This window comes from Pseudoalteromonas sp. 2CM39R, assembly GCF_023161845.1.
Map to the genome: position 1 here is coordinate 1 of NZ_JALNTM010000051.1, position 10,867 is coordinate 10,867.

Annotated in this window: 10 protein-coding genes and 2 tRNA genes; 5 read left to right on the forward strand and 7 right to left on the reverse strand. The window is 40.1% G+C overall.

Annotated features, from left to right (window positions below):
- The 4 genes from MTF66_RS38160 to nudE all read right to left on the reverse strand — a co-directional run bounded on the left by MTF66_RS38160 (position 1) and on the right by nudE (position 1,735).
- Positions 1-73 (reverse strand) — tRNA-Met (locus MTF66_RS38160).
- Positions 74-154: 81 nt separating this feature from the next.
- Positions 155-231 (reverse strand) — tRNA-Met (locus MTF66_RS38165).
- A 141-nt stretch (positions 232-372) separates the two neighbouring features.
- Positions 373-1,170: a 3'(2'),5'-bisphosphate nucleotidase CysQ gene (gene cysQ / locus MTF66_RS38170; protein ID WP_008108277.1), complete on the reverse strand. Its 798-nt coding sequence runs from the start codon at positions 1,168-1,170 to the stop codon at positions 373-375.
- Complete coding sequence (nudE, locus tag MTF66_RS38175) at positions 1,163-1,735, reverse strand: ADP compounds hydrolase NudE (RefSeq protein ID WP_248530331.1); 573 nt, start codon at positions 1,733-1,735, stop codon at positions 1,163-1,165. The genes cysQ and nudE overlap by 8 nt, the downstream gene beginning before the upstream one ends.
- A 264-nt stretch (positions 1,736-1,999) precedes the next feature.
- On the opposite strand from nudE, the gene yrfG reads away from it, so the two are divergent.
- On the forward strand, positions 2,000-2,647 hold the full coding sequence (yrfG, locus tag MTF66_RS38180) for a GMP/IMP nucleotidase (protein ID WP_248530332.1): 648 nt from the start codon (positions 2,000-2,002) through the stop codon (positions 2,645-2,647).
- Here yrfG and MTF66_RS38185 read toward each other — a convergent pair whose 3' ends face one another.
- The 3 genes from MTF66_RS38185 to MTF66_RS38195 form a co-directional block, all read right to left on the reverse strand.
- Complete coding sequence (locus MTF66_RS38185) at positions 2,648-3,271, reverse strand: dUTP diphosphatase (protein WP_248530333.1); 624 nt, start codon at positions 3,269-3,271, stop codon at positions 2,648-2,650. It abuts the gene before it with no gap.
- A 52-nt stretch (positions 3,272-3,323) separates the two neighbouring features.
- The gene (locus MTF66_RS38190) at positions 3,324-3,692 is read right to left on the reverse strand and encodes a YacL family protein (protein ID WP_248530334.1); all 369 of its coding nucleotides are present in this window, start codon (positions 3,690-3,692) and stop codon (positions 3,324-3,326) included.
- Positions 3,693-3,807: 115 nt separating this feature from the next.
- On the reverse strand, positions 3,808-4,032 hold the full coding sequence (locus tag MTF66_RS38195) for a hypothetical protein (RefSeq protein WP_006791382.1): 225 nt from the start codon (positions 4,030-4,032) through the stop codon (positions 3,808-3,810).
- Positions 4,033-4,344: 312 nt separating this feature from the next.
- On the opposite strand from MTF66_RS38195, the gene uvrD reads away from it, so the two are divergent.
- The 4 genes from uvrD to MTF66_RS38215 are packed head-to-tail and all read left to right on the forward strand — an operon-like array spanning position 4,345 to position 10,585.
- Positions 4,345-6,510 carry a DNA helicase II gene (uvrD, locus tag MTF66_RS38200; RefSeq protein ID WP_008108265.1) on the forward strand — a complete coding sequence of 722 codons (2,166 nt, stop codon included), beginning with the start codon at positions 4,345-4,347 and terminating at the stop codon, positions 6,508-6,510.
- Positions 6,488-8,578, forward strand: coding sequence for a GNAT family N-acetyltransferase (locus MTF66_RS38205; RefSeq protein ID WP_248530335.1), 2,091 nt, complete (start codon positions 6,488-6,490; stop codon positions 8,576-8,578). Before uvrD ends, MTF66_RS38205 begins: the two co-directional genes overlap by 23 nt.
- Positions 8,547-9,671, forward strand: coding sequence for an ABC transporter substrate-binding protein (locus MTF66_RS38210; RefSeq protein ID WP_248530336.1), 1,125 nt, complete (start codon positions 8,547-8,549; stop codon positions 9,669-9,671). Before MTF66_RS38205 ends, MTF66_RS38210 begins: the two co-directional genes overlap by 32 nt.
- A 56-nt stretch (positions 9,672-9,727) precedes the next feature.
- Positions 9,728-10,585, forward strand: coding sequence for a chemotaxis protein (locus MTF66_RS38215; RefSeq protein WP_054202804.1), 858 nt, complete (start codon positions 9,728-9,730; stop codon positions 10,583-10,585).
- The last annotated feature ends 282 nt before the right edge of the window (positions 10,586-10,867 follow it).

Below are 10,867 nucleotides of genomic sequence, written 5' to 3' on the forward strand. Positions count from 1 at the left end.
TGCGGGAGCCGGATTTGAACCGACGACCTTCGGGTTATGAGCCCGACGAGCTACCAGGCTGCTCCATCCCGCGCCTGTATATTTAAAGTCTATCGACTACTTAATTTTTACTCTTAAGCTTGAGTTTTTACAGTACCTAATTTTCTAAAAAAATTGGTTGCGGGAGCCGGATTTGAACCGACGACCTTCGGGTTATGAGCCCGACGAGCTACCAGACTGCTCCATCCCGCGCCTGTAATTTCTTAGTAACAGTATTGTGTTATTCACAAGCCTGTTTCGAAGAGAGCGCTATAATATAGGAATAAACCTATAATGCAAGGTTTTACTAATTAAAAGCGTTTAAGTGAACAAAAACCCATCAAACAGTGGTATTTACAGTAATCGCTGATGTGGATTTATCATTTTTTGCCACTCCCAGTCGGGATGACCCATAACAATAAAATCCGGATTTTCTGTACTTTCTCTTTGGTTATACGTTAAAGGATTAAATTCAGCGTCGGTAATACAGCCGCCCGCTTCTTCAACAATAACTTGCGATGCACCCGTATCCCACTCACCTGTAGGACCTATTCTTAAAAAACAATCTGCTTTACCCTCAGCAACAATACACGCCTTAAGTGAACACGAACCTAAAGCCACCGTTGCAAATTGCGCATTTAGATACTGGCTAACTGCTTCTATTTTTTGGCGGCGGCTTACAGCCAAAGTTAAACTCTCGGGCGGTGCTACAAATATTTGTTTATCGTGCTCACCTTCACGCTTAAATGCCCCATTTTTAGCCGTTGCATAATAGGTCACGCCCTTTGCTGGCCAATGAATAACCCCCAACACTGGGTGGTTATTTTCTATCAATGCAATATTAACGGCAAAGTCACCACTTTCGAGTATAAATTCACCGGTGCCATCCATTGGGTCAAGCAACCAATAACGTTGCCAGTGCTGTCTATCTTGCAGCGCTGGAATGGGGGTTTCTTCTGACATAATTGGGATGTCGGGAGCAAGCGCATTTAAACCTGCTACGAGCACATCATTTGCGGCAAGATCGGCTTTGGTTACTGGCGTATTATCTGATTTTTCTTGCTGACCAATATCGTCTTTTTTATACAAAGACATAATGGCATCCCCTGCACTTTGCGCAAGCTCAATACATGGCTCTAGAAGTTTATTCATTAATGTCTCCTGAGGCTAAATACTTATCTAATAATAGCAGAGCCGCAACACTACGTGCTTCAGTAAAGTCAGGTTGTTCTAATAACGACTGCCACTGTGAAAGTGGCCATTTCACCACCACTAAGGGCTCAGGCTCATCGCCTAGTAAGGTTTCAGGATATAAATTTTTAGCAAACAAAATATGCATGGTTGCGTTAAAATAGCTCGGTGCCATAGTGACCGTTTTAAGTGCTTCAAAGTATTCAGCGCCAAAGCCAATTTCTTCTTTGAGCTCTCTGTTTGCAGCCTGTTCAGGCGTTTCACCTGGGTCAATCAGCCCTTTGGGAAACCCTAACTGATAGTCATTGGTGCCTGCACAATACTCACGAACCAGTAATAACTCATTTTCAGTGGTCATAGGTACAATCATAACGGCTCCACGGCCACCGCCGCGAATTCGCTCATACTGACGCTCTTCGTCATTTGAAAATTTTAGTTCTAAAGACTCCACAGTAAATAAGCGACTTTTAGCGACAACATTATTACTGAGAATTTGTGGTGGTGTTGGGTGCTTTTTCTGTGTCATGGGCATCAATTTGCTATCATTGCAGTTATACTAATCATATACCCAAATGAGTATAAGATGCGAGTTTCAGTTTGAATTAAAAGCAATTTAATTGAGCAAATAATTCTCGGGTTTAGCTAAGGTTAATTCTTTATTTTAGGCCACGAATACGCTCTTAATATAATATTGTCGGATTTATACCTTAATAACTCAATTAACAAAGTTCATTAATCTACTTCATCGCAACTTATTCATTTCAAAAAGTAGTTTTCACAAGGATACATCATGCTCAACTGGTCAAAAATCGATACTGTATTACTCGACATGGATGGAACTTTACTTGATTTACATTACGACACTGACTTTTGGCTCAATGTTGTACCCCAACAACATGCTCTGGCTCAAAATATCAGTTTTGAGGAAGCCCGCTCAGATATCTTAAAACGCTATCAGGTTGTGAGTGGCAAAATTCAGTGGTACTGCTCTGACTATTGGGAAGCACAGCTAAACTTACCTATTCTCGAACTAAAGCGCCAGTCTGCCCACTTAATCAAAATTCGTGAAGACGTTCCGCATTTTTTAACTGAACTTAGACGAGCAGGTAAAGAGCTCATTTTACTTACCAATGCCCATCCTGAATGCGTAATGCTTAAATTTGAACATACCGCTATTGATAACTATTTAGACGGGGTGGTATCGACTCATGAATATGGAGTAAGTAAAGAGCAACAAAGTTTGTGGCATAAAGTGCAAGAGGACTTAGGGTTTGATAAACGCCGCACTTTATTTGTAGATGACAGTTTACCGGTATTAAATGCCGCACGAAAATACGGCATTGAGCATTTACTTGCGGTTGCTAACCCTAATAGTCAGCAACCACATAACGATATAAGCGATTACTTAAGCGTAACCGACTACCGCGCTATTATATAATTAGCTTTTTGGGTAACGCGCTACTAAGCCTTGATATACCTGTTTTGCAAAATCTGCATGTTCAGTATCAAGGCTTTTAACTACTTCTACTAAGTGTTCGTTATCTTCTTGACCATGCCATACTTTAATGTAGCTGCCATCTTTGTAACCATGATCTTGGCGGAAAAAGTTAAGCGTATTTTTACCTACATAACCACGGTATAAATCATCAATATCCATGCCTATTTGCGCCATACAACCAGCAAAAGCGGCTGCATTAAACGCTTTATTGGCAACAGCACTGGCTGCTAATAATTCAAGTGTTTGCTTAAAGTCATCGCCTTGTTGTGGTGCACTCATTTCGGCTTGTAGTTTTGTTGCTATTTGCTCGTAGCTAGTCTCACCGTCAATACGCAACGATAAGCCAAAATGAAAAATATCAACCAGCTCTAAAATCACCTGTTCAGTATCTGGTGTTTGTTTTTTCCACCATTTCCAACCGTAATGGTCTAACATTTCTGCACATTCAACCCAAATAGCTCTGTACCATTCAAAGCCTTGGCTAAACCATTGCTCATGTACTTTGGTATTCATGGCATTTTGCATTTCTAGCATAACAACTAGCTTGTTTAAATTCGCAGACATATTGGTTCCACTGTTGGATTTATAATTAGGGTAATAATACAGATAATATAACTTAACGACCAGCCGAAAACTCATGCCATGAGTTGATCAGGTCAACAAAGTCTTCAAAACCACAACCGCTGCTTAAATCATTCTCTTCAAGCATTAATTCGTCATCTTGGTAGGCTAATATATCTTCGTTATCTTGATGCAGCGCATGCGCTTCAAATAACGCTTCATCTTTAGAAAGGATCAGGTCAATTTCTTGGCCTTTAAGTGTTAACGGTTCAAAGTTTGAACTCACCGAGCTAATAAGCGCCAGCACTATAGCCACTTTGTCTTTGCCTATTTCTTCATTTAACCAACGGCCTATAATCGCATGCTCGCTGCTTATTTTAATTCTTAACCCACTAATAGGGTCGCGAATAAATTGGTATTCCATAACTGTTACTTATTAAACGCTAATAACGCTATTATACCCGTAAATAGTGCAAAACACCGACTCTAAAACGCAAAATAGCGCCAATCAGCGCTATTTTTATAAAACGTTTAAATACCTAACTTCGCGAGCGGTATCTTGCCGCATCAATTATCGACCATAAGTAAATAATAGGCACTAATACAAACCCAACGAGTACGTATATAAGCGCATAGCTTATAACAATAGCTAGCGCAAAAAATATAGCAGCTAGAATACGCCCTTGTACTAATTGTCCTAAACCAGGAAAAAATATATTACACAACGCAGCAATTACATTACCGCCAGACCCTTGATCAGCCATACTCACCTCTGTAGTTAATTAATTTTGAATTTTAGTTATTTACTTACTATCACACTTTATGCCAATTTATTAAAGCTTAAAAATCAGATGGTTAAATTAATACTTACTAATTGCTTTGGTATTTTTTACTAAATATAGGTCAATTTGATTATTTTTATTATTAGTCTTAGTCACTTATTCACGTAAAAAACTAACCAGCTGATTGGTTTTAGTGGTTATTTTTATAATAGCTGTTTATAAAAACAGTATTTTATTTAGCCTAACAAAAACACCTGTTATACTGCTCTCATTATTGATTAAAAAGGCGTAACGATGGACGTTTCAGAATTACTCGATGGCTTAAATGATAAACAACGCGATGCCGTTGCAGCGCCATTACAAAACATGCTGGTATTAGCAGGAGCAGGTTCAGGTAAAACTCGAGTATTGGTTCATCGTATTGCCTGGTTAATGCAAGTAGAGCAAGCCTCTGCCTACAGTATTTTTGCGGTAACCTTTACCAATAAAGCCGCTAAAGAGATGCGCTCAAGGGTTGAAGAAACTCTAAAAGCCCCTGTTGGCGGCATGTGGATTGGTACTTTCCATGGTTTATCGCACCGAATTTTACGGGCGCATCACCGTGAAGCAAATTTACCTGAAGCCTTTCAAATTTTAGACTCAGACGATCAGCTTCGCATGATCAAGCGCTTGTTAAAATCGATGAATATTGATGATAAAAAATGGCCTGCTAAACAGTTTGGTTGGTACATAAGTGCTAAAAAAGATGAAGCTTTACGCCCTAAAGATATTCAGGCATACGATATTAATGAGCAAATGATGCTGCGCGTTTACGCCGCCTATCAAGAAGCTTGTGATAGAGCGGGCCTAGTTGATTTTGCAGAAATATTACTACGTAGCTATGAGGTCCTTAAAAATAACCCAACCCTGCTTCGTCATTATCAACAGCGCTTTGCGCACATGCTAGTAGACGAGTTTCAAGATACCAATACTATTCAGTATGCATGGTTAAAACTACTTGCGGGCGATACTAGTAGCATCATGATTGTAGGTGATGATGACCAAAGTATTTACGGTTGGCGTGGCGCTAAAATTGAAAATATCAAACGCTTTTTAACAGACTTTGATGCAGAGACGATTCGCCTTGAGCAAAACTATCGCTCGACTGCCACTATTCTTAAAGCGTCTAATGCACTTATACAGAATAACTCCGAGCGTATGGGTAAAAGCTTGTGGACTGACGGTAACGACGGCGAACCTATTTCTATTTATGCCGCCTTTAACGAGCTAGATGAAGCGCGCTTTGTGAGTAGCAAATTACGCAGCTGGCTAAATGCGGGGAACGCACTACAAGATGCGGCTATTTTATATCGTAGTAATGCGCAATCGCGGGTGCTTGAAGAAGCGATGCTACAAGAAGGTTTAAAATACCGAATTTATGGTGGTATGCGATTCTTCGAACGTCAAGAAATTAAAGATGCCCTCTCATACTTACGCTTAGTGGGTAACCGCCAAGATGATGCGGCATTTGAGCGTGTAATTAATACCCCAGCCCGAGGCATTGGCGACAAAACATTAAGCCATATACGTGACTGCGCTCGCGCTGAATCTTTGCCGCTTTGGTATGCTGCTAAAGCCATTGTAGAACAACAGCATTTATCGGGTCGAGCATCTGGAGCTGTTGCAAAGTTTGTCGAACTTATTGAGCATATTGAAGATAAAATTAGTGACTTAACGTTGCATGAGCAAGCTAAATACGCGATTCAAACCTCAGGGTTAATGGCTATGTATCAGGCTGAAAAAGGCGAAAAAGGCCGCGCTCGAGTAGAAAACTTAGAAGAATTAATTAGTGCCTGCGATCAGTATGAACTCCCTGAAGAGGAAGAGTTTAGCTCGCCACTACAAGGCTTTTTAGCTTACACCTCACTTGAGTCTGGCGAAGGCCAAGCCGATGAGCATGAAGACGCCGTACAAATGATGACGCTTCACTCAGCTAAAGGTTTGGAGTTTCCTTTAGTGTTTATGGTCGGTGTTGAAGAGGGCATGTTTCCATCTCAGCAAAGTAATGAAGAAACCGGCCGTTTAGAAGAAGAGCGCCGCCTGTGTTATGTTGGTATGACCCGCGCTATGGATAAGCTCTATATAAGCCATGCCGAAAGCCGCCGTTTATATGGCCAAGAGAAATATCACAGCCCATCGCGCTTTTTACGTGAAATACCTGAGGACTGCGTAGAAGAAATTCGCATAAAAACGCAAGTATCTCGTCCGCCTGCAGCCGGTCGCTTTAGCGCATCGGTTAGCCATGCTGCATTTGAAGAAAGCGGATTTAACTTAGGTCAACGCGTGCTGCATGCAAAGTTTGGCATTGGCACCGTACTCAACTACGAAGGCAGTGGCGCACAATCTCGCGTACAAGTTAACTTTGACGACTTAGGCAGTAAGTGGTTAGTAACAGCTTATGCAAGATTACAAGCCGTTTAACCGCGTTGTAGAGCGTGTACAGCAACAACTTGCGAATGCGAAACATCGCCAGTTACTGCTGCTTACAGGCGATAAAAACTGGTGTTATGAGCAATGCACTCAGCTGCTTGTTCATTTACAGCAACCCTCCTTTGTGCTGTCTAAAAGCACTCATTTAATTAATGCACATTGGCCAGAGCATACCCACCAAATTTTAGGGCAAGAGTGCGCCCATGCTGTTTATGACGGCTACAGTGGACTGGTGCCAGATAAACTAGCCGCGCTCAGTGGCGTTGTGCAAGCAGGTGGTTTTTTAATTATATTGCTACCCGAACTTAAAGAACTTGAACACTGGTGTGATGATGCCCTTCCCTTATTTCAATCTTTTGGGCAAATGCACCCTTACAGCTTTTTTAATCAACGCTTAGCTCACTTACTAAGCAAAACTACTTTACTGCATTTTAGCCAGCAAAATGGTTGGCAGTGTATTACCGATACGAATCTATCAACTGGTGAAATTGACTTTACCGAGCAACAACAGTGTATTGAATTAATAATAAAAACGGCAAACGGACGAGCAAATCGACCATTATTAATTAATGCAGATCGGGGAAGAGGAAAATCAGCCGCATTAGGTATTGCAGCAAGTAAACTCAGCGATAAAAACATACTTATTTGCTCTATGCAATTTCGTGCTTTGCACAGTAGTTTTAAGCACTTAGCGAGTGAGCTTGATATAGATTATCGAGCTGGCGATAAACACATTGCAAACATGCACTATGTGGCGCCTGATCAACTACTGAACGAACAACCGCAGTGCGATTTGCTATTAATTGATGAAGCAGCAGCAATCCCTGTTCCAATTCTCATAAAAATTCTTCACCTTTATCCTCGCGTGGTCTTTTCAAGCACTATGATTGGCTATGAAGGTAATGGTCGCGGTTATATTTTAAAGTTTACTCGTTACCTCAAAACGCATTTTAAAAACATGCGTAGCATCAGTCTTGAGCAGCCAATCCGTTTTGCAAAGCACGATCCTTTAGAGCTGCACCTTCGTACACTCTTAGCTTTGGATGCAGAACATCACAGCGCTAGTTTGAATACTGCTCCCCTACAATTTAAGCATCTGCAAGCAAATCAACTTACTAACGACGAGCCACTGCTTCATCAAGTTGTTGGCTTACTAACACTCGCACATTATCAAACCAGTGTGAATGACTTACGTCACTTACTAGATGCCGCTGGGCAACGCCTATTTGTTTGTCAACAAGGTGATAATATTCTTGGTGTGTGTTTAGTAGCGATAGAAGGTGGCTTTACTACATCGTTGAGTGATGAAGTAGTGCAAGGTAAGCGCCGCCCTCAAGGGCACTTAATGGCGCAAAGCCTTGCACAATTAAGCTTTAACCCTGAGGTATTAAAACAATACTGCGCTCGCGTGGTGCGAATTGCCATTGACCCAGAGCAGCACAATAAGCACCTAGGAACACAATTACTTCATTACTGTGAACAGCAATTACAGAACGAGTGTGATTGGTTTGGTGCTAGCTTTGGTGCTAATGCGCAATTACTTAGTTTTTGGCAAAATAATGACTTTAATTTGGTTAAGCTGGGTTTTCAAAAAGATAAGGCAACGGGTGAACATAGCGCATTAGTTATTAAGAGCTTAACTAAAAATGACCAACTACTAGAACAATTAACAGCCCAGTTCGAAGCTGATTTTCCTTTGCAATTGCTCAGCCATTTTAGTCAGCTAGATTATAAACTGGTAGCAAAAATTGTTTCACGCTTTAATACTCATACCAATAGCATAGCTGATCAATCAAGATTAAAGTCTATGTTAACAAGTGACTATCAGCTATTTAATATTACACCTTTACTATGGCGAAGCTTTTGGGCATCTCCTCTTAGCTTGCCAAATGATGAGGATAATTTCCAATCTGTTTTTATTAGGCTAGTATTACAAAATTGGAAACCTAAAAATATCCAAACCGAGTTAGGTGTGAATGGCATAAAGCCGTTTAATATATTATTAAAAAAGGCTGTAAATAACTGGTATGAACGCACTTCGCATAATAATACACCTTAGCATTGCCTCCATTGCATTAGTCTTAGGGCAGCCTTTAGCCTTTGCAGAGCAAGATAATAGCAAAGTTATTAAGCTTGGCATGTCTACAGCGCTTAGCGGACCGGCTCAAAATATTGGTCAACAATTGTATAAAGGCAGTAGCATTTACTTTAACAAGATTAATAATGCCGGTGGAATAAATGGCGCGGAGGTACAGCTTCTAGTTGCTAACGATAATTACGAACCAAAACAAACCGTTAATAATACCCGTACTTTTATTTATTCCGACAAAGTCGATGCATTGTTTGGTGCCATGGGCACCCCAACCAGCCATGCTATTATACCTTTACTAGAGCAATCAAAAATTCCGTTCTTAATGCCTTTTAGTGGGGCGAGCTTCCTACATGATAAATCACGAGCTAACATATTTAATTTAAGAGCAAGCTACAATGACGAAGCCGCAGAGCAAATTAAATACTTAGTAGAGGAGCGCAAACATACAAAGATAGGGCTATTTATTCAAGCAGATGAGTTTGGCTTGTACGTAGAATCGGGGCTAAGGAAAGAACTAGCAAAATATGATCTGTCGCCTATAAAAGTAGCGCGTTATCAACGTAATAGTCATGATGTAGCATCAGCGCTTAATGCCTTACAAACCAGTGGGGTGACAGCTATCTGTTTAGTTGGCACCTACGCACCACTTGGTGAATTTATAAACAGTGCACATGCGAAGAATTTTGCCCCAGACTATACCAGTGTTTCTTTTGTACCTAGCTTTGACTTATTTGGTGAAGTAACCACACCCTCACATATTATGGTTACAGAAATTGTTCCTAATCCACTCACATGTAATGATAATTTTTGTAATGAATTTTTGGCCGATATGCAAGCAAACAAGATTACAAAACCCAACCGTCTTCATTTTGAAGGTTATATTAATGCAATGGCATTTAGTAGGGCTGCAGCAAACTGCAAATTACCGCTTAAACACTCGTGCCTATTGAAAGAGCTTAATTCACTGTTAATAAATGATAAAATAATCAAAAAGTTTTTTATTGATACAAAAAATAAAAATAAGCGTAATGTATATCGCTCTTATTATGTGAATAAATAAGTACCTTCCAAATATTGTTCTATCCTTAATATACAAACTAAGTATGTGAGGAAACTATGGACTTAATTAACTTTAAAGTGGGTTATAAAACCATTTCACTTAAGATTCTTGATATCTTATTAACGGAACAATTTAATAATAACCTCACGGTGTTACCTAACGATAATAAAAGCTTTTTGGGCGTTAAAGATTATATGGGGATCCCAACCCCTGTATTTGATCTTGGAATCATTTTAAATGGAGTATCTACTGAGCGCAGTAATTTAGATGCTTTAAAGCAACTTAAATCTTGGCAAAAACAACTAATTGCTTGGTTTAATAAATTAGAGCAAGAACTACTCGTTTCGCAAAGCTCGTTAAAGGCGAATCAGTATGAGCTTACTGATTTTGAACAGTTTTATACGGAGTTTAAAACTGATAACGATGAATTAAAAAATACTATGTCACGCTTTGATGACCCGTTTAAATCGCTTCTACACAAATTGACCAGTGCAATAGATGCATATAAAAAAGGCAACAGCAAACAAGTTAGTACTCAACTTGAGATTATAAGGCGACATGATCTTATTCACCTAGAGCGTTTATTCGACTCTGCAATAGAACAAATCACTTTAGATTATAAACCTATTATTGTGTTTACCACTAAAGATGGCATGACCCCTCATGTAGGCCTATTAGTTGATAAGGTTGAAGATAATATTGAATATAAACAAGAAGATATTAAACCACTAGATAAGCTTACCGAAGTTGGTTTTGATATTGACCCCCAAACAAGAAGCATGATGTATGGACTGATCAAACTCGCTGATAAACATAGTGTACTTATTGATCCTAGCGCAATATTTAAGCCCAAAGACCTTGAACCATCGAGCAGCGCTCAAGAGCAAGAAACTGAAGCCTATGGACTGTTTTAAGGATGCTTCCTTTACACCCGTAAAAGCCCGACTCTTTTGAATCGGGCTTGCTTGTATTTAGAGTCGGTGCGCTATTTTGCCCATGGGTTTCGTAATACTCAACCCACGCTACGATGGTCAGGTTAACGCTGTGCAGCTGATAGCTGATATTTTCACTTTCCTACAGACGTAAAAAAGCCCGACTCTTTCGAATCGGGCTTTCTTGTATTTGGAGCCTGGTAATGTCCTACTTTCACATAACAAATGCTACACTATCATCGGCGCTGTTTCGTTTCACTACTG

Coding starts and splice junctions, on each gene's coding strand:
- cysQ (WP_008108277.1), bottom strand. CDS start 1,170: ATGAATAAACTTCTAGAGCCATGTATTGAGCTTGCGCAAAGTGCAGGG.
- nudE (WP_248530331.1), bottom strand. CDS start 1,735: ATGACACAGAAAAAGCACCCAACACCACCACAAATTCTCAGTAATAAT.
- yrfG (WP_248530332.1), top strand. CDS start 2,000: ATGCTCAACTGGTCAAAAATCGATACTGTATTACTCGACATGGATGGA.
- MTF66_RS38185 (WP_248530333.1), bottom strand. CDS start 3,271: ATGTCTGCGAATTTAAACAAGCTAGTTGTTATGCTAGAAATGCAAAAT.
- MTF66_RS38190 (WP_248530334.1), bottom strand. CDS start 3,692: ATGGAATACCAATTTATTCGCGACCCTATTAGTGGGTTAAGAATTAAA.
- MTF66_RS38195 (WP_006791382.1), bottom strand. CDS start 4,032: ATGGCTGATCAAGGGTCTGGCGGTAATGTAATTGCTGCGTTGTGTAAT.
- uvrD (WP_008108265.1), top strand. CDS start 4,345: ATGGACGTTTCAGAATTACTCGATGGCTTAAATGATAAACAACGCGAT.
- MTF66_RS38205 (WP_248530335.1), top strand. CDS start 6,488: ATGCAAGATTACAAGCCGTTTAACCGCGTTGTAGAGCGTGTACAGCAA.
- MTF66_RS38210 (WP_248530336.1), top strand. CDS start 8,547: ATGAACGCACTTCGCATAATAATACACCTTAGCATTGCCTCCATTGCA.
- MTF66_RS38215 (WP_054202804.1), top strand. CDS start 9,728: ATGGACTTAATTAACTTTAAAGTGGGTTATAAAACCATTTCACTTAAG.